Origin of the sequence: Flavisphingopyxis soli (assembly GCF_007995095.1) — a bacterium.
Lineage (GTDB): Bacteria > Pseudomonadota > Alphaproteobacteria > Sphingomonadales > Sphingomonadaceae > Flavisphingopyxis > Flavisphingopyxis soli.
In genome coordinates, this window is sequence record NZ_VOPY01000001.1 from 1,246,997 (window position 1) to 1,272,273 (window position 25,277).

Annotated in this window: 22 protein-coding genes and 2 pseudogenes; 6 read left to right on the forward strand and 18 right to left on the reverse strand. The window is 65.6% G+C overall.

The genetic code is table 11. The annotated features are described in order from the left end of the window. Positions 1–77 precede the first annotated feature (77 nt). Positions 78–1,841, reverse strand: a pseudogene (locus FSZ31_RS06175) (DEAD/DEAH box helicase); the annotation flags it as partial. 189 nt (positions 1,842–2,030) lie between these two features. Between FSZ31_RS06175 and FSZ31_RS06180 the strand changes: the two are divergent. Beyond that, positions 2,031–3,173 (forward strand): ribosomal protein uL16 3-hydroxylase, encoded by a 1,143-nt coding sequence (locus tag FSZ31_RS06180; RefSeq protein WP_147122275.1) that lies wholly within the window; start codon positions 2,031–2,033, stop codon positions 3,171–3,173. Between the two features lie 7 nt (positions 3,174–3,180). Here FSZ31_RS06180 and FSZ31_RS06185 read toward each other — a convergent pair whose 3' ends face one another. Further along, positions 3,181–3,729 carry a pseudouridine synthase gene (locus FSZ31_RS06185; RefSeq protein WP_147122277.1) on the reverse strand — a complete coding sequence of 183 codons (549 nt, stop codon included), beginning with the start codon at positions 3,727–3,729 and terminating at the stop codon, positions 3,181–3,183. Between the two features lie 104 nt (positions 3,730–3,833). Then, positions 3,834–6,011, reverse strand: coding sequence for a catalase/peroxidase HPI (gene katG, locus FSZ31_RS06190; RefSeq protein ID WP_147122279.1), 2,178 nt, complete (start codon positions 6,009–6,011; stop codon positions 3,834–3,836). Positions 6,012–7,175: 1,164 nt separating this feature from the next. Here katG and FSZ31_RS06195 point away from each other — a divergent pair. Then, entirely contained in the window at positions 7,176–8,150 is a 975-nt protein-coding gene (locus tag FSZ31_RS06195) for a M23 family metallopeptidase (RefSeq protein WP_236643707.1), read from the forward strand. Positions 8,151–8,680: 530 nt separating this feature from the next. On the opposite strand, the gene FSZ31_RS06200 is transcribed toward FSZ31_RS06195, so the two are convergent. Beyond that, entirely contained in the window at positions 8,681–11,095 is a 2,415-nt protein-coding gene (locus tag FSZ31_RS06200) for an ATP-dependent helicase (protein WP_408021645.1), read from the reverse strand. 115 nt (positions 11,096–11,210) lie between these two features. Here FSZ31_RS06200 and FSZ31_RS06205 point away from each other — a divergent pair, with 115 nt between their 5' ends. Together FSZ31_RS06205 and FSZ31_RS06210 are read left to right on the forward strand one after the other, a co-directional pair. After that, complete coding sequence (locus FSZ31_RS06205; protein WP_161595963.1) at positions 11,211–11,603, forward strand: cupredoxin domain-containing protein; 393 nt, start codon at positions 11,211–11,213, stop codon at positions 11,601–11,603. Positions 11,604–11,704: 101 nt separating this feature from the next. Further along, positions 11,705–12,241, forward strand: a complete 537-nt coding sequence (locus FSZ31_RS06210) for a hypothetical protein (protein WP_147122287.1) — start codon at positions 11,705–11,707, stop codon at positions 12,239–12,241. 88 nt (positions 12,242–12,329) lie between these two features. Here FSZ31_RS06210 and rsmD read toward each other — a convergent pair whose 3' ends face one another. After that, on the reverse strand, positions 12,330–12,872 hold the full coding sequence (gene rsmD / locus FSZ31_RS06215; RefSeq protein ID WP_147122289.1) for a 16S rRNA (guanine(966)-N(2))-methyltransferase RsmD: 543 nt from the start codon (positions 12,870–12,872) through the stop codon (positions 12,330–12,332). Next, positions 12,869–13,828 (reverse strand): pseudouridine synthase, encoded by a 960-nt coding sequence (locus tag FSZ31_RS06220; RefSeq protein ID WP_147122291.1) that lies wholly within the window; start codon positions 13,826–13,828, stop codon positions 12,869–12,871. The genes rsmD and FSZ31_RS06220 overlap by 4 nt, the downstream gene beginning before the upstream one ends. Positions 13,829–13,987: 159 nt before the next feature. Between FSZ31_RS06220 and FSZ31_RS06225 the strand changes: the two genes are divergently transcribed. Together FSZ31_RS06225 and FSZ31_RS06230 are read left to right on the forward strand one after the other, a co-directional pair. Then, entirely contained in the window at positions 13,988–14,434 is a 447-nt protein-coding gene (locus FSZ31_RS06225; protein ID WP_147122293.1) for a response regulator, read from the forward strand. Between the two features lie 323 nt (positions 14,435–14,757). Continuing rightward, positions 14,758–16,182 (forward strand): AmpG family muropeptide MFS transporter, encoded by a 1,425-nt coding sequence (locus FSZ31_RS06230; RefSeq protein WP_147122295.1) that lies wholly within the window; start codon positions 14,758–14,760, stop codon positions 16,180–16,182. On the opposite strand, the gene FSZ31_RS06235 is transcribed toward FSZ31_RS06230, so the two are convergent. From FSZ31_RS06235 to purB, 12 genes and pseudogenes are all read right to left on the reverse strand, one after another. After that, positions 16,118–17,449, reverse strand: a complete 1,332-nt coding sequence (locus FSZ31_RS06235) for a bifunctional folylpolyglutamate synthase/dihydrofolate synthase (protein ID WP_147122298.1) — start codon at positions 17,447–17,449, stop codon at positions 16,118–16,120. The genes FSZ31_RS06230 and FSZ31_RS06235 overlap by 65 nt on opposite strands. 13 nt (positions 17,450–17,462) lie before the next feature. Then, on the reverse strand, positions 17,463–18,317 hold the full coding sequence (accD, locus tag FSZ31_RS06240; protein ID WP_147122300.1) for an acetyl-CoA carboxylase, carboxyltransferase subunit beta: 855 nt from the start codon (positions 18,315–18,317) through the stop codon (positions 17,463–17,465). After that, positions 18,314–19,114, reverse strand: a complete 801-nt coding sequence (trpA, locus tag FSZ31_RS06245; protein WP_147122301.1) for a tryptophan synthase subunit alpha — start codon at positions 19,112–19,114, stop codon at positions 18,314–18,316. Before trpA ends, accD begins: the two co-directional genes overlap by 4 nt. Further along, positions 19,111–19,308, reverse strand: coding sequence for a hypothetical protein (locus FSZ31_RS12820; RefSeq protein WP_161595964.1), 198 nt, complete (start codon positions 19,306–19,308; stop codon positions 19,111–19,113). Before FSZ31_RS12820 ends, trpA begins: the two co-directional genes overlap by 4 nt. 20 nt (positions 19,309–19,328) lie before the next feature. Beyond that, positions 19,329–19,562, reverse strand: a pseudogene (locus tag FSZ31_RS06250) (tryptophan synthase subunit alpha); the annotation flags it as partial. Beyond that, a complete protein-coding gene (locus FSZ31_RS06255) occupies positions 19,559–20,023 on the reverse strand; it encodes an endonuclease domain-containing protein (protein WP_147122303.1) in 465 nt (154 codons plus the stop codon). The pseudogene FSZ31_RS06250 and the gene FSZ31_RS06255, both read right to left, overlap by 4 nt. A 54-nt stretch (positions 20,024–20,077) precedes the next feature. Beyond that, positions 20,078–21,310, reverse strand: a complete 1,233-nt coding sequence (gene trpB / locus FSZ31_RS06260; RefSeq protein ID WP_147122305.1) for a tryptophan synthase subunit beta — start codon at positions 21,308–21,310, stop codon at positions 20,078–20,080. 108 nt (positions 21,311–21,418) lie between these two features. Next, a complete protein-coding gene (locus tag FSZ31_RS06265) occupies positions 21,419–22,054 on the reverse strand; it encodes a phosphoribosylanthranilate isomerase (protein WP_147122307.1) in 636 nt (211 codons plus the stop codon). A gap of 18 nt (positions 22,055–22,072) precedes the next feature. Continuing rightward, positions 22,073–22,582 (reverse strand): GNAT family N-acetyltransferase, encoded by a 510-nt coding sequence (locus FSZ31_RS06270; RefSeq protein WP_147122309.1) that lies wholly within the window; start codon positions 22,580–22,582, stop codon positions 22,073–22,075. An 80-nt stretch (positions 22,583–22,662) separates the two neighbouring features. Then, a complete protein-coding gene (gene pyrF / locus FSZ31_RS06275; protein WP_147122311.1) occupies positions 22,663–23,337 on the reverse strand; it encodes an orotidine-5'-phosphate decarboxylase in 675 nt (224 codons plus the stop codon). Then, on the reverse strand, positions 23,334–23,717 hold the full coding sequence (locus tag FSZ31_RS06280; protein WP_147122313.1) for a LapA family protein: 384 nt from the start codon (positions 23,715–23,717) through the stop codon (positions 23,334–23,336). Before FSZ31_RS06280 ends, pyrF begins: the two co-directional genes overlap by 4 nt. A gap of 112 nt (positions 23,718–23,829) precedes the next feature. Then, positions 23,830–25,158: an adenylosuccinate lyase gene (gene purB, locus FSZ31_RS06285; RefSeq protein ID WP_147122315.1), complete on the reverse strand. Its 1,329-nt coding sequence runs from the start codon at positions 25,156–25,158 to the stop codon at positions 23,830–23,832. Positions 25,159–25,277 lie beyond the last annotated feature (119 nt).

Genomic DNA, 25,277 nt, shown 5'->3' on the forward strand with positions numbered 1-25,277 from the left:
GTCGAGCGGGCGGGAGCGCGAACGGGCGCACGGTCAGGTGCGCGGTCAGGCGTACGGGCGGGGCGGTCGTCGCGTTCGGGCCGGGCGGCACGGGGCGCGGGACGGTGCTCGCCGCGCGGCGCCGCGGCGCGGTGATCGCTGCGCGGGGCGGACGGACGGCGATCCGAGCGCGGCGGGGCCGGACGCGCGCTGCGCCCACCGCCCTCGTTGTCGCGACCGCGATAGGCGGGACCGTCGGGCGAGGCCTCGATCAATATGCCGCTTTCCTCTTCGCCTTCGATATTGGCGGTCCGGGCGAGCGCGTCGGCGAACTTGGCGGCGGCAGCGCGCGGCACCTGGAAGTGCGTTTCATTGGCGCCGATGCGGATCGCACCGATCGAATCGCGCGTGATATGGCCGCGACGGCACAGGATCGGGAGGATCCAGCGCGGGTCGGCGTTCTGGCGACGGCCGATATCGAGGCGGAACCAGACGACGTCCTCGAAGCCGGGACGGTGCGTCTCGGCCTGTTTGGCGCGGTGCGCCTCGGGGGTGTTCTCGATCAGCTTTTCGGGTTGCGGCATCGCTGCGCGGTGTGCGTGGACGAGCGCTGCGGCGATATCTTCGGGGCTGCGTTCGGCGATCAGCCGCTGGGCGAGGACGCGATCCTCGTCGTCATATTCGACCGGCGCAAGGAGCGCCTCGATCAGGCGTTCGCGGTCCTGGATCTGGATCGCTTCGCGCGTCGGCGGATCGATCCATTCGGCGTTGATCTTGGCACCGCGCAGCATGCCCTCGACGCGCTTGCGGCGCGGATAGGGGACGATGAGGACGGCAGTGCCCTTCTTGCCCGCGCGGCCGGTGCGGCCCGAGCGGTGCTGGAGGATTTCGGCGTCGCGCGGAATCTCGACATGGACGACGAGGCTGAGGCTGGGCAGATCGATGCCGCGCGAGGCGACATCGGTCGCGACGCAGACGCGCGCCCGGCGGTCGCGCAGCGCCTGCAGCGCCTGGTTGCGCTCGGACTGCGAATGCTCGCCCGACAAAGCGACGACGGCAAAGCCGCGTTCCTGCAGCGTTGCATGAAGGCGGCGTACATTGTCGCGGGTGGCGCAGAACAGCATCGCGGTCTCGGCTTCGTGGAAGCGCAGCAGGTTGACGACGGCATGCTCGATCTCGGCGGGGGCGACGGTCATCGCCTGATAGGCGATATCGCCATGGCCGCGATCGTCGCCGACGGTCGAGATGCGCAGTGCGTCGCGCTGATAGCGCTTGGCGAGCGCGACGATCGGGCGCGGCATCGTTGCCGAGAAGAGCAAGGTGCGGCGGGCGTCGGGGGTAGCGTCCAGGATTTCCTCGAGGTCGTCGCGGAAGCCCATGTCGAGCATCTCGTCGGCCTCGTCGAGGATGATCGCCTTGAGGTTCGTAAGGACGAGCGCGCCGCGTTCGAGATGGTCGCGCAGGCGGCCCGGCGTGCCGACGACGATGTGAACGCCCTGGCTGAGCGCGCGGCGTTCCTTCGAGGCGTCCATCCCGCCGACACAGGTGGCGATACGCGCGCCGGCCTTGGCATAGAGCCAGGCGAGCTCGCGGCTGACCTGCAGGGCAAGTTCGCGCGTCGGGGCGATGGCGAGCGCGAGCGGCGCGCCGGCGGCGGGCATCGTGCCGGCGTCGTTGAGCAGGTCGGGCGCCATGGCGAGGCCGAAAGCGACGGTCTTGCCCGAACCGGTCTGCGCCGAGACGATCAGGTCACGGCCCGACGCCTGGTCTTCGAGAACGGCGGCCTGGACCGCGGTGGGGGCTTCGTAGCCGCGCGCGGCGAGCGCTTCGGCAAGGAACGGGGGAAGGCTGGAAAAGGGCATAAATCTCTTTGGATCGAGGAGGCCGACAGGGCGGTGGACAGGGATAAGAGGGCGCGCGGGGCGGGCGCAGCCGCAGTGCGGCGGCGGCTCGTGCCGACGGTCTGGCTGCGCGCTTACACGAAAGCTGCGCGTTTGGCTTGCGTTGTTTTTGTGCGGTGCAAGGCGACGAACATGGCTAGGGTGTCCGGCATGACATTTGAACAGTTCGATATCGACGGCTTCCTGCGCGACACGTGGCAGCAAAAGCCGCTGCTGATCCGCAATCCGTGGGGGGAGTGGCGCAATCCGATCGAACCCGACGAACTGGCGGGACTGGCGTGCGAGCCGGGGGTCGAGGCGCGACTGGTGACGTGCGCCGGCGGCGCCCGCGCGGCCGAACACGGCCCGTTCGATCCCGGACGCTTCGCCGCGCTCGATCAGGATCGCTGGACTTTGCTCGTCCAGGCGGTCGATCATCATGTCCCCGAAGTGGCCGCGCTGATCGAGCCGTTCCGCTTCATCCCCAACTGGCGGATCGACGACGTGATGGTCAGCGTTGCCGGCGACGGCGGCGGGGTTGGGCCGCATTTCGACCAGTATGACGTCTTCCTGGTCCAGGGGCTGGGGCAGCGTCGCTGGCGCGTCGGGCAACGCTGCGACGAAGCGAGCGCGCTACAGCCACACGACGACCTGAGGCTGCTTGCCGAGTTCGAGGCGAGCGACGAATGGCTGCTCGAGCCGGGCGATATCCTCTATGTGCCGCCGGGGATTGCGCACGACGGTATTGCGGTCGGCGACGATTGCATGACCTATTCGATCGGTTTTCGCGCACCGTCGCGCGCCGAGCTGATCGGGCACTGGGCCGACGACCTGCTCGCCGCGATGAGCGACGATGATCGCTATGGCGATGCGGGTTTAAGGCGTCAGGCCAATCCGGGCGAGATTGCACCCGAGGCGATCGACCGGTTGCACGCGATGATTACCGAAACGATGGGCGATCGCGCGGCCTTTGCGCGCTGGTTCGGCGGTTATGCCAGCACGCCCAAATATCCCGACATCGACTGGTCACCCGACGAGGCACTGTCGGCGGACGATGTCGGCGAACGGTTGCGAGCAGGTGCGGCGCTGATCCGCAATCCGGCGAGCCGTTTTGCCTTTGTGCGGCAAGAGGACTGCGCGCTGATGCTGTACGTCGACGGCGAAGAGTATCGGTGTGCGGGCGATGTTGCTGAGCTCGCCGAGGCTCTCTGTGCCGGCGACACGATCGACGGAACTAAGTTGGTTCAGTCCGACGCGGCGTGCGCACTCGTCGCGACCTTGGTCAATTGCGGCAGCCTGGCGTTCGACGACTAGGCGTGCGTCAGGCCGCGACCTCGCGCCATTTGCCCGGTTCGATACCGTCGAGCGTCCATTCACCAACGCTCCAGCGGACGAGGCGCAGCGTCGGGTAGCCGACCGCGGCGGTCATGCGGCGGACCTGGCGGTTCTTGCCTTCACGGATGGTGAGCTTGATCCAGCTGTCGGGGATCGCCTGGCGGACGCGGATCGGGGGATCGCGCGGCCACAGGTCGGGCGCATCGACCCGCTCGGCATCGGCGGGGAGGGTGAGGCCGTCGTTGAGGCGGATACCCTTGCGCAGTTGCGACAGTGCGGCGGCATCGGGTTCGCCCTCGACCTGGACAAGGTAGGTCTTGGGCATCTTGAATTTCGGGCTGGCGATGTGGGTGATGAGCTTGCCGTCGTCGGCGAGGAGCAGCAGGCCTTCGCTATCCCGATCGAGCCGACCCGCGGGGTAGACGCCGGGCACCGCAATGAAATCGGACAAGGTCGGGCGCGGCGAGGTGGTCCCGCGATCGGTGAACTGCGACAGGACCCCGTAGGGTTTGTTGAACAGGATCAGCCGCGCCATCGCTTATTCGTCCTTGCCTATGTGCCTCGTCGCGACGCGGTAGGCGCGGGGGGCCGATAAGCCAATCCCCTGCCGCCACGAGCGCGCGGCGGCAGGGGTGATCGTCAGGCGAGATCGAAGCGGTCGGCGTTCATGATCTTGGTCCAGGCCTTGACGAAATCCTTGACCAGCTTCTCCTCGCCGCCCTTCTGGGCATAGACTTCGCCGACCGCGCGCAGCTCTGAATTCGAGCCGAAGATGAGGTCGGCGCGGGTGGCTTGCCACTTCTTGCTGCCATCCTTGCGGTCGGTCGCGACATAGTCCTCGTCGCGGTCGTCGGTCGCCTTCCAGACGTTCGTCATGTCGTAGAGGTTGACGAAGAAGTCGTTGGTCAGCTGGCCCGGGCGCTTGGTGAAGTGGCCGTGACCGCGCTCGCCGTGGTTTGCGCCGAGGACGCGCAGGCCGCCGATCAGGACGGTCATTTCGGGCACCGAAAGGCCGAGCAGCGACGCGCGGTCGAGCATCATTTCCTCGACTTTCACCGCGAGCTTTTTCTTGCCGACATAGTTGCGGAAGGCGTCGGCCTCTGGCTCCATCACGTCGAAGCTCTCGCAGTCGGTCTGTTCGGCGGTGGCATCGCCGCGACCGCCGGTGAAGGGCACGTCCTTCGCGCCCGCCTTTTCGAGCGCCACGACGCCGCCGAGGACGATCGCGTCGGCGAGGCTCATCGACCCGCGCAGGTCGTTCAGGGTGTCGATCACCTTTGCGAGCATCGCCGGTTCGTTGACGTCCCAGTCCTTTTGCGGAGCGAGCGCGACGCGCGCGCCGTTGGCGCCGCCGCGATGGTCGGACTTGCGGTAGGTCGAGGCCGAGGCCCAGGCGGTCTTGACCAGCTGGCTGACGGTGAGGCCGCTGTCGGCGATCTTGCCCTTCACTTCGGCCACGAGGCTGTCCGACGGCATCGTCCCGGCGGGAACTGGGTCCTGCCAGATGAGGTCTTCGGCAGGGACTTCGGGGCCGAGATAGCGGACCTTGGGCCCCATGTCGCGGTGGGTCAGCTTGAACCATGCACGAGCGAACGCGTCCTTGAAGGCTTCGTGACCGTTGCGGAACTTCTCCGAAATCTTGCGGAATTCGGGGTCGCGTTTCAGCGCCATGTCGGCGGTCGTCATCATCGTCGGGACCCTGATCGACGAGTCCCAGGCGGCGGGGGCCATGTCTTCGGGTTTCTGGTCGATCGGCTGCCACTGGTTGGCGCCCGCGGGGCTCTTCACCAGCTCATAGTCATAGTCGAGCAGCAGGCGGAAATAGTTCTCGGTCCATGTATCGGGGGTGTTGGTCCAAGCCCCTTCGAGACCGCTCGTCACCGTGTGCTCGCCGATACCGCCGCTGTCGTGGCTGCTGACCCAGCCGAAGCCCTGGGCAGCGAGATCGCCGCCCGATGGCGCCGCGCCGAGCAGCGAGGCATCGCCGTTGCCGTGGCACTTGCCGAAGGTGTGGCCGCCGGCGGTGAGTGCAACGGTTTCCTCGTGGTCCATCGCCATGCGAGCGAAGGTTTCCTTCATGTCGCGCGCCATGCCGGCATCGTCGTGCGGATTGCCCTGAGGACCCTCCGGATTGACGTAGATGAGGCCCATCTGGATCGCGGCGAGCGGGCCTTCGAGTTCCTCCATGCCGTGTTCGGGAGAAATGCGCGTCTGGACGTCTTCGTTGACCCATTTGTCCTCGGAGCCCCAGTAGATGTCGCGCTCTGGCTCATAAACGTCGGCGCGGCCGCCGCCGAAGCCGAAGGTCGGTCCGCCCATGCTCTCGATCGCGACGTTACCGGCGAGGATGAACAGGTCGGCCCAGCTGATGTTCTGCCCGTATTTCTGCTTGATCGGCCAGAGCAGGCGGCGCGCCTTGTCGAGGTTGCCGTTGTCGGGCCAGCTGTCGAGCGGGGCGAAACGCTGTTGCCCGCTATTGGCGCCGCCGCGGCCATCGGCGGTGCGATACGTGCCCGCGGCGTGCCACGCCATGCGGATGAAGAACGGGCCGTAATGGCCGTAATCGGCGGGCCACCAGGGCTGGCTGTCGGTCATCAGCGCGGTGAGGTCGTCCTTGACCGCCTGATAATCGAGCGCCTTGAACGCGGCGGCGTAATCGAAATCCTCGCCCATCGGATTGGTCGGACCGTTGGGATTGAGGATCTCGGTCGCCAGCATTTCGGGCCACCAGTCCTTGTTGGTCCGGCCGAGCAGCGCGCGCGCCTGGTTATGGGGGACGGGGCAGCCGCCGAGCGGTTCGTCGGTCTTCATATCCATCGGGAAACTCTCCTAAATGCCGACCGCTGGTGCGGCCTGTTGCGGTTGGCAAGGAGACTAGGCGCTTTGGCTGATCGAGGGAAACCGACATAACCGCACGGAGAGAGTTGTAAAATCGATCAGGCCACGCGGCGAGCCGGAAGTTGGGGTAGTTCGCGATACGCCCCTTTCGAAAATCGCCCCGCAGCGCAGCGCAAGGCGATCGCGGTCGACGGCGCGATGCGAGCGGTGAAAGCGGCGGAAGAGGCGACAAGTTCATGGGGTTCACACCGTCCAGGGACAGCTTCACACTGTGACCCTGGCGCGGGCGCGGAGAGTGGGGCGTCGCGCCACGGCGACGGCTGATCGGGCCGATCGGGCGAGTCGGGTTCATGCGACGACCATGCGCCATTGCGATAATTGTAGGAAAGCGGTTTTTTGGGAGAGGTTAGCGCGAAGACTGGCGTCGGGTTTGCGCCAAAACCGGGTCATCGCGGAGGCTGTTCCAAATCGCCGTAAGCGGATCGTCCGCTATTCTCGACGCTGGCTAGACCGTAATGTCGGGAATTGGGTGGAAAGCGGACTCTTGGTAGCTCAACGAGAAACTTCGTCCATCTCGTATCTAAGAAAGCTGGCATCACATTTTGTGCACGATGATGGAAGCGGCAAATTCACGCCGCCATAGTCCTTTCCCCAGAAACGGGTCCAGAACCTCTGGTCGATCCTTAGCTTTTCTTCGGCTTCATAGTCAGAAAACGCAGGCCAACCGCAGTTGTAGCATTTGGTGGTGAATACCCAGGCACTTGGTATAAAAACCAATAGACCGATAGCTGAAGGCCAAAAATAGCCAAACGGCCAACCAACAAAGCATGCCAGAAAAAATAGGACGGATGCGGCTGCCGCTACCCACTGCCAGCGCCGCGCGTTTTGAAGCCTTCTTGGGACGCGGCAGTGCTTTTCTCGCAATCCGAAACTCCCTGTCGGTAGAATGACCGAACTCAGCACTTCTAACTTTGGAATGGAACGTCCGCAATTGGGTCGTTAGCCGCCTGACTGGTCCCGGCGATGCGACCGCACCTCGCCACCGACCGGAATGGGGTAAAAATAGCTGCGTCTATGGGGTACAAGTTGTGATCATACTGAGAGCGCCGGCGCGAATGCGGCGGTAATAACGGAGTGGACGAGATGATCGCAATGGTATCGCTACTCCAGATCGTCCTGCCTCTGGTGCTGCTTGTCTGGGTGGTCCTGCCTTCGGACAGCTTCGGAGGCTTCCTGTTGAAAACAAGCGGCGTCGGCGCCCTGTTGCTGGCTCTCGCCCTTGTTGCCCAATGGGCCGTGATCCCATGGTGGCTACCACGGTTCTATGGACTGCTATGGGTGGGCGCGATCGCCTATCATTTTATGCGTAGGCGGCTGCGGTATGACAAAGTGCTCCCATCTGGTCGGTGGCGCTGGACTGAAGCAGCCGTTGGCGCAGTCTTGCTTGCGGTGGGGCTATGGTTCGCGACCGCTGCGATAATGGGGCGCACGCCGCCGCCATCCAGGACTATCGATATCGCCAATCCGTTCGGACCCGGCAGCTATCTGGTCGGAAGCGGTGGCGGGCGCGAGATCGTGAACGCGCACATGCGAACGCTCGACACGTCGGTGCCTCGCTACCGTTCGTGGCGGGGTCAGTCATATGCGCTCGATTTCTTCGGGGTCAACGCACTCGGTACTCGTGCACGCGGCCTCAGCCCGAAGGATCCTGCTGCCTACGCAATTTTCGGTGCTGCTTTGCACGCCCCGTGTGCCGGTATGGTGGTGGCCGCCGAAAGCAGTCGTCCCGATTTTCAAGTTCCACAGCAGGACACGGTGAACCGTCTGGGCAACCACGTTATCCTAGACTGCGGGGATGCTCAGATCGTCTTTGCGCACATGCAGCAGGGCAGTATCGTGGTCGATCCGGGTGAGCGTGTTGCACTGGGCCAGAGGCTGGGATCAGTCGGCAATTCGGGCGCCAGCACCGAACCACATCTGCACATTCATGTGCAGCGCGCCCCCGCATCCGATGCGCCGCCGATCTCTGGCGAACCATTGCCCCTGAGGATCGATGGCGAGTTCCTGGTCAGGGGCGACCGACTGAAAGGACGGGACTGGAAGAAGGAGATCCCATGAACGGCACCATCATTTGCGGCGGATATATAATGGCAGGGTATGACAAGCCGAAGCGTGCGGAACCTCACGCGTGAGATCGCCGATACTAGTCGCCGGTGGCACGTATTTCCTGATCGTTTTCGTTGCAGGCTTCCTAATGGGAATACTGCGGGTCTTGGTGGTTGTACCCCAGGTAGGGGAGGTTGCAGCGGTCGTCCTGGAAGTGCCGATCATGCTCGTAATCGCGTGGTTCGCCTGCGACTGGGTTCTCAAGAAAGTCCCCGTGCCGCGTAGGAATTTAGACAGGGTGGTCGTGGGCGCGTTTGCGCTCGGCCTGCTGCTCACAGCAGAAGCGGTGTTATCGATAGGTCTAACGGGCATTTCCTTGCAGGAGCACTTCCGCAGTTACTCTCGGGCAGGTCCGCTCATAGGCCTCGCGGCTCAGCTCCTCTTCGCTTCTTTCCCACTTATCCGGGCGCAATCCTCCTAGCGGCATACATTTGTCGTCATACACCGAGTAGAAGGGCAGCTAACGGCCTTAGTTCAGCCTCTCACCCCACCTTTACAAAGCTATCCATCACCCGTTTCCGCCCGGCGTGTTCAAAGTCGATTTCGAGCTTGTTGCCTTCGATCTCGACGATGGCGCCGTAGCCGAATTTCTCGTGGAAGACGCGTTGGCCTAGCGCGACGTCGCTGCGGCCCTTGTTGCCGAGGCTGACGGCGCTGCCGCGGTTTTCCTTCGGCGCGTAGAGGCCGCCGGTGCGGGCGCGGTCGGGGCGGCCGGGGCGGCGGTCTGCGGCCGAGGTGAGGCCGGGGGTGAAGAGGGCGTTGCGTCCGGAACCGCCCCTCTCCGCTGCGCCTAATTCGCTGCGCTCATAAGGCTCGCTGCCTCTCCCCTGAAGGGGAGAGGGTTTGTTGGTCGCGCGTTGCCAGCCGGGGCCTCGGCCGGTGCCGCTGCCGACATGCGCGAAGGGATCGCCGGTGGCGCTCCAGTTGGCGCGCCACATCGACGGGCCGCCGCCCATCGTCGATTCCTCCTCGATATGGTCGGCGGGCAGCTCGCCGACGAAGCGGCTGGGGATGCTGCTGGTCCACTGGCCGTAGATGCGGCGGTTGGCGGCGTGGAGGATGGTGCACTGTTCGCGCGCGCGGGTGATCGCGACATAGGCGAGGCGGCGTTCCTCCTCGAGGCTGGCGTTGCCGCCTTCGTCGAGCGCGCGTTGCGAGGGGAAGACGCCCTCTTCCCAGCCGACGAGAAAGACGTGGTGGTATTCGAGCCCCTTGGCGGCGTGGATCGTCATGATCGTGACCTTGGCCGCGTCGTCGCGCGCGTCGTTGTCCATGACGAGCGAGACGTGTTCGAGGAATGCCTCGAGCGTCTCATACTCCTCCATCGCGCGGGCGAGTTCGGAGAGGTTTTCGAGCCGGCCCGCGGCTTCGGCGGTGCGATCGGCCTGGAGCATGGCGGTATAGCCGCTCTCGTCGAGGACGAGGCGCGTGAGTTCCGCATGGTTCAAATCGTTGGTGCGGTCGCGCCAGCGGGCGATGTCGGCGACGAAGCGGCCGAGCGACTTGCGTGCCTGGGGCGTCAGCTCGTCGCTGTCGAGCAGGCGCGCGGCGGCGTGGAGCAGCGAGATATTCTCGGCGCGGGCGTAGGCATGGATGCGCCCGACCGCCTTGTCGCCGAGGCCGCGCTTGGGCGTGTTGACGATGCGGTCGAAGGCGAGGTCGTCGGCGGGCTGGTTGATCAGCCGCAGGTACGCGATCGCGTCGCGGATCTCGGCGCGTTCATAGAAGCGGAAGCCGCCGACGATGCGATAGGGCAGGCCGATCTGGATGAAGCGGTCCTCGAACTCGCGCGTCTGGAACTGGGCGCGCACGAGGATCGCGACGGTGTCGAGGCTGACGGGGGCGTTGCCTTTCGTGCCGCGCTGGAGGTCCTCGATCAGCTCGCCGACGCGGCGCGCTTCCTCGGGCCCGTCCCAGACGCCCATGACGCGGACCTTCTCGCCCGCGTCGAGCTCGGTCCACAGCGTCTTGCCGAGGCGGCCGCCATTGTGCGCGATGACGCCCGAGGCGGCGCCGAGGATGTGCGGGGTGCTGCGATAGTTCTGTTCGAGCTTGACGATCTTGGCGCCGGGAAAGTCGCGTTCGAAGCGCAGGATATTTTCGACCTGCGCGCCGCGCCACGAATAGATCGACTGATCGTCGTCGCCGACACAGGCGATATTGCGGTGCTTTTGCGCGAGCAGGCGCAGCCAAAGATACTGGACCGAGTTGGTGTCCTGGTACTCGTCGACGAGGATGTACTTGAACTTCGCCTGGTAGGATTCGAGCACCTCGCGGTGCGTCTTCAAAATGACGAGTGGGTGGAGCAGCAGGTCGCCGAAATCGCACGCGTTGATCGTTTTGAGGCGTGCCTGGTAAGCGGCGTAGAGCTGCTGGCCCTTGCCGTCGGCGTACGCTTCGCTGTCGCCCGCGCCGAGTTCGGTCGGAGTAAGCCCCGCGTTTTTCCAGCGGTCGATGAGACCGGCGAGGAGGCGCGCGGGATAGCGTTTCTCGTCGATTTCCTCGGCGGCGATGAGCTGTTTCAGGAGGCGCAGCTGGTCGTCGGTGTCGATGATCGTGAAGTTCGACTGCAGCCCGACAAGCTCTGCATGACGGCGCAGCATCTTGGCACCGATCGAGTGGAAGGTGCCGAGCCACGGCATCCCCTCGACCGCGTCGCCGACCATCCGGCCGACGCGTTCGCGCATTTCGCGCGCGGCCTTGTTGGTGAAGGTGACCGAGAGGATCTCGCTCGGCCAGGCGAGGCGGCTGAACAGGATATGAGCCAGCCGCGCGGTGAGCGCGGCGGTCTTGCCCGTGCCCGCGCCGGCGAGGACGAGGACGGGGCCTTCGGTCGTCGTCACTGCCTCGCGTTGCGGCGCGTTGAGCGCGGCGAGATAGGGCGGGTCGGCGGGCATGTTGGCGGGCGTGTTCACAAGCGAACAGGTAGGGAACGCGAAGCGCGCTGGCAACCTTCGCCAGCGAGGTATATTGTCATTTGAGGGATGATCGGGGAGCATGAGGAGACGCATCATGACGCGCAGAGTTCTGTCGCTGGCCGCCGCGGCGGGGATCGTCCTGGCGGCGCTACCCGCGAGTGCCCAGCAAGCCGTCGATGTCCGCGTGACGCTGTCGAATTTCGGCTTTGCTCCCGAGCAGGTCCGCGTGCCCGCGCGCCAGAAGGTGACGCTGACGCTCGTCAACAGCGCCAAGGGCGGGCATAATTTCGCCGCCCGCGACTTCTTTCGCGCGGCGCGCGTCGATCCCGCCGATGCTGCCAAGATCGACAACGGTACGGTCGAAGTGCCGGGCCACGGCAGCGTGACGATCGCACTGACGATCGACCAGCCGGGCCGCTACACGCTCAAATGTTCGCACTTTCTCCACGCGACGTTCGGGATGACGGGCGCGATCGTCGTAGAATAGGCGCGCTTCGTCGCACCGGTTTGTCGGTTCACCTCGCAAATGGAACCGCCCAAGTCAGTGGTTCGTTGGGTCGGGGTAACAAATCGGCAAGGAGAATTGCGATGAAACATCTGATGATAGCCGCTGCCATGATGTGTACACCTGCCGCGTTGATCGCGCAGGACATGGGCGACATGGACATGCACGACGAAACGATCGTCATGACCCCCGAGCAACAGGCGCTGTACGATGCCTGGCCGGCCGAGCGCCAGAGCGCGTTCGATGGCTGGCCCAACGATTACCGTGTCTATTACTGGACGCTCCAGCCCGATCAGCAGAACGCCTATTGGGTGCTGACCAACGATCAGCGGATGAAGGTCGCGGCGATGCCCGACGCCCAGCGCGCCGCAGTCTGGAACCAGATCATGGCGCAGTACAAGGCGAATGCCGCCAACACCGGCAAGCGCGTCGAACACCCCGGCATGGCCGGGATGACTCCAGCGGGCAATCCGGCGAGCAGCGAAGGCCACGCGATGGCCGGACCGATGACATCGACCACCGCGCCCGCGCCCGCGACTTTGCCGTATTGCAGTGCGTCGGTGACCGACAACTGCATGCAGAAGAACGAAGCGCCGCGCGGGTACAAGCCGACCAAATAAGGCCGACCGCCCCGTCGCCAGCGATGACCAAACGACGCGATCGGAGACCAGGGTTTCCGGTCGCGTTGTCGTTTGCGTTGGGTGGCGGTCAGGCGCTGCGCAAGAGGTGCAAGCGCGCGCGGCCGACATCGCGGACCGCATCGATCGTGAAACCGGCGACATCGATCGTCTCGCTGCGCGCGGTCTCGACCGCGATCCAGCTTGCCGGGCCGAACCAGCCGAAGCGCGACAGGCGGTCGAGCGCGACTGCGCCCGCGCCGGTCGTATAGGGCGGGTCCATCATGACGAGATCGAGCGGCTGCGGCTGCGCGGGCAGCGCGAGGACCGACTGGCGCACGACACGCGAGCGCGGACCTGCGCCCAGCTTGATAATGTTGCGGTCGAGCGCGGCGAGCGCGTCGCGATCCTGTTCGACGAACTGGCACGAGGCGGCGCCGCGCGACAGCGCCTCGAGCCCGAGCGCGCCCGATCCGGCGAACAGATCGGCCACCGCGAGGCCGTCGAAGCTGCCGAGCCGGCTGACCAGCATCGAGAACAGTGTTTCGCGTGTGCGGTCGGCGCTGGGACGCGTGGTATCCCCTTTTGGCGCGACGATTGCGCGCCCGCGCCAGTCACCCGAGATGATCCTCATGGCTTGGGCGTCTTTGTCTCGGCCTTCGCCTTCCTGGTCAGCGAGCCGATGAAGCGTTCGAGATCGTGCGGCGGCACTTCGGTCAGCGCGCCCGGCGGCGCGTCGCCGAGCGTGAAGGGACCGTAGCGCGTGCGGATCAGGCGGCTGACCTTGAGCTCGAAATGTTCGAGCACTTTCCTGACCTCGCGGTTCTTGCCCTCGGTCAGCGTCATTTCGACCCACTGGTTGCGCCCGGTGCGGCGTTCGAGATTGGCATTGATACGGCCGTAATTCACGCCGTCGATCGTGATCCCCATCATCAGCCCCTCGAGCTGCTGCTGGCTGACGATGCCGAAGGCGCGCGCACGATAGCTGCGCTCGACGCCGTTGGCGGGCAATTCGAGATGGCGCTTCAATTCGCCGTCGTTGGTCAGCAGCAACAGACCCTCGGTGTTGAGATCGAGCCGCCCGACGGGCATCAGGCGGGGGAGCTTGTCGGCGGGATCCCAGCCCTTGGGCGGGAGGCGATCATAGATCGTCGGGCGCCCGCCGGGATCGCGCGCGGCGGTGAGGACGCCCGACGGCTTGTGGAACAGGAACAGCCGCGGCGGTTCGATCGCTCCGACGCGCTCGCCGTCGACGGTGATTCCAGCGAGGTCGGTGACAAGCGTCGCGGGGGTGTCGAGCACCTCGCCGTGGATCGCGATGCGGCCGTCTGCGATCATCCGTTCGACATCGCGGCGCGAGCCGACGCCGGCGCGCGCGAGGATTTTCGCGATCCGCTGCGGCTCGCCGGGCTTGGCCTGTTTGTGAACGATGCGCGGGCCGCGCGGCAGCCCACGCGGTTGCGGCTTGCGGTTCTTGCGCGGGGCGTCGTCCGATCGGTTCGACGGCGATCCGTTCGAGGGGGAGCGGTTCGAAGGCGTGCGCTTCGAGGGTGGGCGATTCGAGGGCGGGCGGGGTCTGTCGGTGGGCATCGGGGATGCTTTCGCTTGGGGGTCGATGGGCAGCGGCTCTCGCCGTGGCGGATTTTTGCATCTGATTTTTGGGGCGCCTGGCCGGGCCAATGGAACGGCTGCGTCACAATTGCGTATGTAGTTGTGGGAAGCCGATGCCGCAGACAGGGACAGCAATCAATGATTTTCAAACGGCGTCAGCCCCGGATCAAGCGCTTGCTGATCGTCGAGGACGAGGCGCTGGTCGCCTTCGACAACGAATATTTCCTGAAAGCCGCGGGTTATGAGATCCTCGCGACGGTCGATACCGCAGAGGCGGCGATCGCCGAACTGGGCGGGCTGACCGACCTCGTCGTGCTCGACGTCAACATCTCGGGCGAGGGCGACGGGATCGACGTCGCCAAGGCGGCGCGCGACATGAACATCCCCGTGATCTTCGTCACCGGCGCGTGCCCCAACCATGCCAGGACCTTTGCCATGGGCTGCCTCGCCAAGCCGTATAACGACCGCGACCTTGTCGCATCGATCAAGGCGCTCGACCGCGTCATTGCGGGCGAGAAGGTCGGCAATATCCCCGCCGGCCTGACGCTGTTCGGCGAGGCCGACGAGGCAGCGGGCGCGAAATAAGGCCGGTCGGCGCAGCCGACGGAGCCACGCATGACGAGCTTTTCGCCGACGCGATCTTTCGGTGCAGCCCTTCGATACGCGCCTTCGGCGCTACTCAGGACAAACGGGTCGGGCAAAAGTGTCCGACAGTGGGTCTCCATCACTCCCCGTTTGTCCTGAGTAGGCCCGCAGGGCCGTATCGAAGGGCGTGCGCGCGAACGGACCGGACAATCCCGATGAAGTGCCGCCACATCGCGCCATGCCGCATGATTGCGACTTACAATTGCGGTCGGTCCCGCTAGTCTGCGATTGAACAAGAGCGCTTCGCAACGAAGCGACGGGGGATGACGATGAACGCAGCAGTCGAAAATGCAGGCAAAGCGAAGACGTGGTGGGACGGCGTCCGGCCCTATGCCGAGCCGGCCCCGCTGGCGGCGCTGTTCCTCGGTATTTCGTCGGGCTTTCCGTTTGCGATGATCGCGGCGACGCTGACGACGCGGCTCGCCGAAGCGGGGATCGAGAAATCGACGGTCACCGCGTTCGCGCTCACCTTCCTTGCGTATAATTTCAAATGGCTGTGGGCGCCGATCATCGACGCCGTCCGGCTGCCGCTGCTCGGGCGGATCGGACAGCGGGTTTCGTGGCTGATCTTCACCGGTCTGCTGGTGATGGCGAGCGTCGTCTATCTCGGTTCGATCGACCCCCAGGCACATATCGGTGCGGTCGCGGTCGCGGCGATCCTTGTCGGCGTTGCCGGTGCGACCTTCGACATCGTCATCGACGCCTATCGCATCGAGCTGCTCGAGCCGCGCCAGCTCGGCGTCGGATCGGGGATGAGCCAATATGGCTGGCGGATCGGTGCGGCAGCCGCTGGCGCGACCGCGCTGATCGTTGCGCAGCGTTACGGCTGGCAGCTCGCCTACACCGCCTGCGCAGGCTTTGCGCTGTTCGCGATCGTCACCGGGCTGGTGATGGGCGAGCCGGCGCGGCGCATCGCGCCCAAGGTGATGAAAGGCCCGGTCGCCGCTGCCATCGCTTATGTCAGCCCGCTCGCCGAGTTCTTCAAACGCAAGGGCGCGCTGCTCGTCCTTGTGTTCGTCCTGATCCACAAGCTGGGCGATACGCTCGCCAACCTGACCTTTCGCCTGTTGTTCGTCGACCTCGGCTATTCGAAGGACGAGATCGCGATTTACGACGTCGGCGTCGGCTTCTGGGCGTTGCTGATCGGCGTGTTCGTCGGCGGTTTCCTCTATGCGCGGCTGGGCATGAAGAAATCGGTCCTGATCAGTCTGATCCTGATGGCGGTATCGAACTTCAGCTTCGCCGCGCTGGCCTCGGTCGGACACAGCAACCTCGGCATGGCCGGGGCGATCGGGTTCGAGAATTTCGCCAGCGGCATTGGCGGTGTCTGCGTCGTCGCCTATTTCTCGGCGCTGTGTAACCTCAGCTTCACCGCGACGCAGTTTGCACTGTTATCGGCGGCGGCGAGCATCCTGGGACGCTTCGTGACGGGGACGACCGCGGGCGGCCTGATCGAGGGTATCGGCTATGTGAACTTCTATCTGCTGACGACCTTGCTGGCGCTGCCCGGCGTGCTGCTGTTCTGGTGGATGATGCACAAGGGGCTGGTCGACCAGTCGCTCGGTACGGCGGGCGCGGTGACGAGCGACGAGGTCGCCGATCCGGCCGACCCGAGCTCGGAGGCTAATCGGGCAGTTGCCGGTTCGCCGCCAGGACCGACCCCGCCAGATACAGCGACCCCGCGATAAGGACGGTCGGCGGCGAGTCGGGGGCGGCCTGCGCCAGCGCTGCCGCGACGTCTTCGGCGACTGTGGCGGTCAGGCCGCGCGCGCGGGCGGCGTCGGCGATTGCTTGCGGCGCGTGGTGATCGTGATCGGGTACCGGCACGGCTATGACGCCTGAGGCGTGCGACGCGAGACTGTCGAGGACGCCGCCGAGATCCTTGTTGGCGAGCAGGCCGAGGACGAGCGTTGCATCTCCCTGTCGGGCATCGAGAAATGCGGCGAGCGCGCGCGCCGCATTGGGATTGTGCCCGCCGTCGAGCCATATTCCGGTGCCGGCGGGCAGCAGGTCGCGCAACGGACCGGGTGACAGCGGCTGCAAGCGACCGGGCCAGTCGGCCGCGGCGATCCCTGCGCGCATTGCCTCTGCCGAGACCGAAATCGCGTCCTGGTGGCGCAGCATTGCGACCGCGAGCGCGGCGTTGTCGGCCTGGTGCGCTCCCGCCATGCGCGGCAGCGGCAGGGTGAGGTCGCCCGCAGCATCGCGATAGGCGATTGCGTCATCGGCGATGGTCGCATCCCATGCCTTGCCGCGCGCAAACAGCGGCGCGCGGATGCGGGCGGCGACGGCGGCGATCGCGTCGGTCATCACGGGGCGATAGGCCTGGGTGACGAGCGGCGCGCCGGGCTTGGCGATGCCCGCTTTCTCCCACGCGATGCGTGCATGCGGATCGGCGGGGGTCGCGTCCTCGGCGACGAGGAGGAACTCCTTGTGGTCGATCCCCAAAGCGGCGATCCCGCCCGCGGCGGGCGCGGCGAGGACATTGGTCGCATCAAGCCGTCCGCCGAGCCCGACTTCGACGATGCAGGCGTCGGCGGGGGTGCGCGCAAAGGCGAGGAAGGCGGCGGCGGTCGTCGCTTCGAAAAAGCTTGGCGCGATATCCTCGCTGCAGTCGAGCACTTCGGCGAGCAGCGGCGCGAGCGCGGCATCGGTGATCAGGCTGCCGGCAACGCGGATCCGCTCGTTGAAACGCACCAGATGCGGGCTGGTATAGGCGTGGACGCGCTTGCCATCGGCTTCGAGCATCGCGCGCAGGAAGGCGACGGTCGATCCCTTGCCGTTGGTCCCCGCGACATGAAACACCGGCGGCAGCGCGAGATGCGGATTGCCGAGCCGCCCGAGCAAAGCGGCTATGCGCGACAGGCCAAGCACGTCGCGCCCCGGCGACAGCATTTCCAACCGGTCGAGCTGCGCCTGAACGGCGGGATCGGACGAACGCGCGGAATCGGCCATGCGCAGGAGGCGATTACGCCGCCTCGCGTTGGGGGGTGAGGTAGTCGATGAGGAGGCCGAGGCGCTGGCGCAGGTCCTTGCGCTCGACGACCATGTCGAGCATCCCGTGGTCGAGCAGGTACTCGGCGCGCTGGAAGCCGTCGGGGAGCTTTTCGCGGATCGTGTTCTCGATCACGCGCTGGCCGGCGAAGCCGATCAGCGCGCCGGGTTCGGCGAGCTGGACGTCGCCGAGCATCGCGTAGCTTGCGGTGACGCCGCCGGTAGTGGGGTCGGTCAGCACGACGATATAGGGCAGGCCCGCGCGGCGCAGGCGAGCGATCGCAACGGTCGCCTTGGGCATCTGCATGAGCGAAAGAATGCCCTCCTGCATCCGCGCGCCGCCCGCGGCGGTGAAGATGATATAGGGGCAGGCATCGGCGATCGCGGCCTCGACCCCCGATACGAACGCTTCGCCGACGCCGACGCCCATCGATCCGCCCATGAAGGCGAAGTCCTGGATGCCGACGACCGCGCGATGCTTCGCGATCGTGCCGCGGACGTTGATCAGCGCGTCATGTTCGCCGGTCGCGTTGCGCGCCGCCTTGATGCGATCGACGTATTTCTTGGTGTCCTTGAACTTGAGCGGGTCCTCGGGCGCGCGCGGGCTTGGCAGGATTTCGGCACTGCCGGGATCGAACAGCATGGGGATGCGCTTGTCGGCGCCGATGCGGTCGTGATGGTCGCATTTGGGGCAGACGAAGAGATTCTCCTCCCACTCCTTGCAGAACACCATCTGATTGCACGCCTTGCACTTGTGCCACAGATTGTCGGGCGTCTCGCGCTTGGCGATCGACGAGATGGCGTTGCGAACGCGGTGGATCCAGCTCATGCGGAAATTTCCTCGGTGTTGCGGGCGCCGTCCATAGCGCGGCGGAGCGATGCGACAAAGGCCTCGACATATTGCGGCGCATTTTCGCGGTGCTGGGCGATGAGTTCGACGATCGCCGAGCCGACGACGACGCCGTCGGCGACGCGCGCGATCTCGGCGGCCTGGTCAGGCGTGCGAACGCCGAAACCGACCGCGACGGGAAGGTCGGTGGCGGCTTTGAGGCGTGCGACAGCGTCGGCGATGCTCGCCTGCGCTGCCTGCTGCTTGCCGGTGATCCCGGCGACCGAGACGTAATAGAGGAAGCCGCCGGCGCCTTCGAGCACAAAGGGCAGGCGCGCGGCATCGGTCGTCGGGGTGGCGAGGCGGATGACCGCGACGCCCGCAGCGCGCAGCGCGGGGCCGAGCGCGGCGTCTTCCTCGACGGGGATATCGACGCAGATGACGCCGTCGACGCCCGCGTCCCGGCACTGCGCAGCGAACCAGTCGGGGCCGCGCCGGACCATCGGGTTGGCATAACCCATCAGGATCATCGGCGTATCGGGGTGGCGGTCGCGAAACGCGGCGGCAAGGGCGAAGATGTCGGCGGTCGTCGTGCCCGCGCCGAGGCTGCGCAGGTTCGCTTCCTGGATCGCGGGGCCGTCGGCCATCGGGTCGGTGAACGGCATGCCGAGCTCGATGACATCGGCGCCGCCCGCAACGAGCGCGTCGAGATTGGCCGCGGTGTCGCCGTCGCCCGCGGTGATGAAGGCGACGAGTGCGGGGCGGTCGGGGGAGAAGGGGGTGGCGAGGCGGGTCATCGATGATCACCGTCTTTCTTGATAAGCGAATAGATAAAAGACCCAAGAACGCTGATTGCCACAACTGGCCACAGCCCAGCAGTAAGCTGCATCGGTTTGCCTTCAGCGTACATAATCGTTGCGATGAGCAGCCAGCCGAGAAGAGAAAACGTCAGCGAAAACATGACAGATCGGCAAATGCGCTCACGGGTCACAACTTGATCTCCAGCGCCTCAGCGACGGTGAAGATGTCGGCGGTGGTCGTGCCCGCGCCGAGGCTGCGCAGGTTCGCCTCCTGGATCGCGGGGCCGTCGGCCATCGGATCGGTGAACGGCATGCCGAGTTCGATCACATCGGCACCGCCCGCGACGAGCGCGTCGAGATTGGCCGCAGTGTCGCCGTCACCCGCGGTGATGAAGGCGACGAGGGCGGGCCGGGAAGGTGAGAAGGTGGTGGCGAGGCGGGTCATTCGGACGGCCCCCCTCCGCTGCGACTAGGCGATAAATCGCCAAGTCTCGCGCCTCCCCCCTGAAGGGGAGAGGGCATATTGGGTTTTTTAGCCCTCTCCCCTTTAGGGGGGAGGGTTGGGAGGGGGGCAATCGCCAAGGCTATCGTTGTCAAAACACCCTCTAAATTTGAAACCACATCGGCGTTGGTGAAGCGGATCACACGATAGCCTTGCTGTTCGAGATATTCGCTGCGCATTGTGTCGTAGCGCACTTGCGAGCCATGGCTGTCGCCGTCGAGTTCGATCACCAGCATCGGATCGCGCGAGGCAAAATCCACGATATAGGGGCCGATCACCTTCTGACGCCGGAATTTGGTTGCGGAGAAGCGTTTGGCTCTCAGCGCGAGCCAAAGCCGTGTCTCCGGCTCGGTCATCGCCTTGCGATTTTCGCGAGCGTGGTCGGTCAGGCGGGCTTCACGCATTCCCCCCTCCCAACCCTCCCCCCTGAAGGGGAGAGGGCTTTTTGGCAGTGTGCTTCACAACTCAACCCCCAAGGCCTCAGCCACGGTGAAGATATCCTTGTCGCCGCGACCGCACAAATTGGCGAGGATGATCTTGTCGCGTGGCATCGTCTTGGCGCGTTCGACGACGGCGGCGATCGCGTGGGCGGGTTCGAGTGCGGGGATGATGCCTTCGGTCTTGCACAGCAACTGGAAGGCGGTCAGCGCCTGCGTGTCGGTCACCGACGTATATTCGACACGGCCCGAATCCTTGAGCCAGGCGTGTTCGGGGCCGATGCCGGGATAATCGAGGCCGGCCGAGATCGAGTGCGCCTCGGCGATCTGGCCGTCCTCGTCCTGCAGCAGATAGGTCTTGTTGCCGTGGAGGATGCCCGGCGCGCCGCCGGCGAGGCTGGCGGCGTGCTGCTTGTCGAGGCCGTGACCCGCCGCTTCGACGCCGAGCATTGCGACGTCCTTGTCGTCCAAGAAGGGATGGAACAGGCCGATGGCATTGCTACCGCCGCCGATCGCGGCGACGAGCAGGTCGGGCAGGCGCTCGGTGCGCGACAACATCTGTGCGCGCGCCTCGGTACCGATCACGCTCTGAAAATCGCGGACGAGTTCGGGATAGGGGTGCGGGCCCGCCGCGGTGCCGATGATGTAGAATGTGTCGTCGACATTGGCGACCCAGTCGCGCAGCGCCTCGTTCATCGCGTCCTTGAGCGTGCGCGCGCCCGATTCGACGCCGATGACCTGTGCGCCCAATAGCTTCATGCGGAACACGTTGGGCGCCTGACGCTCCATGTCGCGCGCGCCCATGTAAATGATACAAGGAAGCCCAAAACGCGCGGCGACGGTGGCGGTGGCGACGCCGTGCTGCCCCGCGCCGGTCTCGGCGATGATCCGCGTCTTGCCCATGCGGATCGCGAGCAGGATCTGGCCGATGCAATTGTTGATCTTGTGCGCGCCGGTGTGGTTGAGCTCGTCGCGCTTGAACCAGATTTCGGCGCCTTTGCTCTCGTCGCACTCTGCGCGGACCGCGTCGGTCAGCCGTTCGGCATAATAAAGCGGGCTGGGGCGACCGACATAATGTTCGAGCAGATAATCGAACTCGGCCTTGAACGCAGGGTCGGCCTTGGCGCGATTATACTCGGCCTCGAGTTCGAGGACCAAGGGCATCAGCGTTTCGGCGACATAGCGACCGCCATAGGCGCCGAAATGGCCCTCGCTGTCGGGCTGGGTGCGGTAGGAGTTGGGGGTGTCGATCATGGGAGCTTCAATAGCGCTCACCCTGAGCCTGTCGAAGGGTGATTGTGATATAAGGGTTGGCGAAGTCGCCGTCTGCGACTCCGACAGGTTCAGCCTGGGCGCGGAAGGTCAGGCGCCGCGCACCGCTTTGCAGAACGCCTTGATCCTGTCCACATCCTTGACGCCGGGCGCGCTTTCGACCCCCGACGAGACATCGACGAGCGGCGCGCCGGTGACGCGGATCGCCTCGGCAACGTTGGCGGGATCAAGCCCGCCGGCGATGCCCCAGGGCGTGGCCGGCGGATTGGCGGCGAGAAGATTCCAGTCGAAGCCGGTGCCGTTGCCGCCGGGCAGGGCCTGCGCGGGCGAATCGAACAGGACGCGACCGGCGATCCCTTCGAACTTGCGCGCCCAGTCGAGCGAGGCGGCGTCGCGCAGGCCGACCGCTTTCCAGATCTGGACGTCGAGATATTTCCGCACCAGCGCGAGCCATTCAGGGGTCTCGTTGCCGTGAAACTGGATGACGTCGGGACGCACCGTATGAAAGGCGCGCTCGGTCGGTTCGGGTTGCGCATTGACGAGCAGCAGCACGACCTTGACGGTTTCGGGCACGCGCCGCCGCAGCTTTGCAGCGTCCTCGAGCGAGACGTGGCGCGGGCTCGGCTCGAAATGGACGAGGCCGACATGGGTGGCGCCCGCATCGACCGCTGCGTCCAATGTTTCGGGCGTCGAGAGGCCGCAGATCTTGATGAGTGTATCGGACATGGGAGCAGCTCTTAGCCGTCAGGTCAGCGACTTGACCAGAACCTCCATGAAAAAGGGCGGATCGAGCAGGATCGGGAAGTCGCGCTTCTCACCCGTGACCCGCCAACCACGGCGGACATAATAAGCGATGAGCTCTGGCCGTTGATCGATCACGGTCATTTCGATGGCGGTGCATCCGAAGCTGTCGCGCGCATGGGCTTCGGCCGCTGCGATCAGTTGGCGCCCGAGGTGCTCGCCTTGCCGCGCCGGTTCGATGCACAGCAGGCCGAGATAGGCGCGTCCCGCGCCCTGGTCGGCGACATTGACGCAGCCAAGCGGCGTGTCGTCTTCGAACAACGTCAGCAGGACCTGAGTCGGGCTGTCGACGATCGCCTCGAGTGTCGCCTGATCGGTGCGCGGATCGGACAGCAGGTCCGCCTCGTGCGTCCAGCCCAGTTTCGCGCTGTCGCCGCGATAGGCGCGTTCGATGACCGGCCGGAGCGCGACGAGATCGCGCGATTGCGCGGGGCGAATGGTCAAATTGGCCATGGGCCGGGGATCCCCTCGTGCTTCGCCGACACGACCAGCGACGCGATTACTACGACTGGACGGAGCACAGTGACCGGTGGCTAAAGCGTCGCCTCGATCGCGCGCGCGGCGAGGTCGGGGTCTTCGGCCTTGGTGATCGGACGGCCGATAACGACGATCGAGGCGCCGTCGGCCATTGCCTGGCCCGGGGTGACGACGCGTTTCTGGTCGCCCACCGTGCTGTTGGCGGGGCGCACGCCGGGGACGACGAAAAAGCCGTCGGGCCATTCCTTCTTTGCCGCCTTCACCTCGGCACCCGAGCAGACGATGCCGTCGAGCCCGGCGCGGCGCGCGATGCCGGCGAGGCGGCGGACCTGGTCGTGCGGCGTGCCTTCGATGCCGGTCGCGGCAAGATCGCGCGCGTCGAGGCTGGTCAGCACGGTGACCGCGACGACTTTCGTATGGATCCCCGCCGCCGCCTTGGCGTCTTCGAGCATCGCGCGGCCGCCGCTGGCGTGGACGGTGAGGATCGCGGGTTCGAGCGGGCGGAGCGCCTGGACAGCCTTGGCGACGGTGTTGGGAATGTCGTGCAGCTTGAGATCGAGGAAGATCGGCAGTTTGTGCTTGGCCATCTCGTGCACGCCATGGTGGCCGTTATGGCAGAAGAATTCGAGACCGAGCTTGAGCCCGCCGACATGGTTGCGGACGCGCGCGACGAGCGCGTTGGCCGCGTCGAGATCGGTCATGTCGATGGCAAGATAGACAGGGCAGCTCATGGTCGGTCGACGATATCCCGGTCGGCGGTGGTGGGTGAAGGTGCGGGCGCCGGGGCCGGTGCCTCGAGATTGGTCGGACGCTGATCGACCGACTTGGCGGCCGCCGCTGCGCTAACGTGCGAAACATCCTTGCCGCGATAGATTTCAAGCTCGCGCTGCGAGGTATCGAGCTGGCGCGAGAGGCGCCACTTGGTGATGCGGTGGGTCAGCCAGAGCGGCAGCGAGCCGAGCAGGAAGGCACCGATCGCGATCACCGGGAGCTTGGTTTCGAGCACCATGCCGGGCCAGAAGCGTACCGTTGCGGGGACCCAGTTGAACATTGCGAAGACGACGACGAGGACCGCCAGCATCACCCAGATGATCGTTCGCAAAGCCTGCATCGTATTACCTCGTTTGTCGTTGGGCCTGGTTGAGGCCAGCCTATGCGAATTTTCGGAGGGTGGCGAGTCTGTAAGGTCCGCCCGTCACGGTCGAGCGCGCGACGGCGAAGGGCTAGGCCCCGAAGACGCGGTCGAAGATCGTGTCGACGTGCTTGAAATGGTAGCCGAGATCGAAGTTCTCCTCGATCTGGGCATCGCTCAGCTTCGCGGTGACGTCGCTGTCACCCTTGAGCAGGTCGAGCAGCGACATCTCGCCGTCCGATTCCCACACCTGCATCGCGTTGCGCTGGACCGCCTTATAGGCGTCCTCGCGGCTCATCCCCGCCTGCGTCAGCGCGAGCAGGACGCGCTGCGAATGGACGAGGCCGCCCATCCGGTCGAGATTCTTGCTCATCCGCGCCGGGTAGACGAGCAGCTTGTCGATCACGCCCGTCAGGCGGCCGAGGGCGAAGTCGAGCGTGATCGTCGCGTCGGGGCCGATGAAGCGTTCGACCGAGCTGTGCGAAATGTCGCGCTCGTGCCACAAAGCGACGTTCTCGAGCGCAGGGACGACCGCGCTGCGGACCATGCGTGCAAGGCCGGTGAGGTTTTCGGTGAGGATCGGGTTGCGCTTGTGCGGCATTGCCGAAGAACCCTTTTGCCCGGGCGAGAAATATTCCTCGGCCTCGAGCACCTCGGTGCGTTGCAAATGGCGGACCTCGGTGGCGAGACGCTCGATCGAGCCGGCGACGACGCCGAGCGTGGCAAAGGCCATTGCGTGGCGGTCGCGCGGGATGACCTGCGTCGAAACGGGCTCGGGAGTGAGGCCGAGCTTGGCCGCGACGTGCGCTTCGACGCGCGGGTCGATATTGGCGAAGGTGCCGACCGCGCCCGAGATCGCGCAGGTCGCGATATCGTCGCGTGCGGCGATGAGGCGCGTCTTGTGGCGGGCGAACTCGGCATAGGCCTGGGCGAGCTTGAGCCCGAAGGTGACGGGTTCGGCGTGGATGCCGTGGCTGCGGCCGATCGTCGGGGTGTATTTGTGCTCTTCGGCGCGGCGCTTGATCGCGACGAGCAGCGTGCCGACGTCGTCGATCAGCAGTTCGAGCGCGCGTTTCAACTGGACCGCGAGACAGGTGTCGAGCACGTCCGAGCTGGTCATGCCCTGATGCATGAAGCGCGCCCAGTTCTCGCCCGAATGCGCGCCGACCTCGTCGGAGACCCAGGTCAGGAAGGCAATTACGTCGTGCTTGGTCACCGCCTCGATCGCGTCGATCGCGGCGACGTCGATCACGGGATCGGTAGCCCACCAGTCCCACAGCGCCTTGGCAGCTTCCTTGGGGACGACGCCGAGATCGGCGAGCGCGTCGGTCGCGTGCGCCTCGATCTCGAACCAGATCGCGTAGCGCGCCTCGGCTTCCCAGATGGCGGACATTGCGGGGCGGGAATAGCGGGGGACCATGTTGCAGCCTTGTTGTTCGATTTTGGCGTACGGGACACCCGCGCGCGTCGCGCCGCCCGTTAGCAAAGGCGGCTCGCCGCGTCCATGCGGCGTGCAAGCAATCCGGTTATGGTCGCATT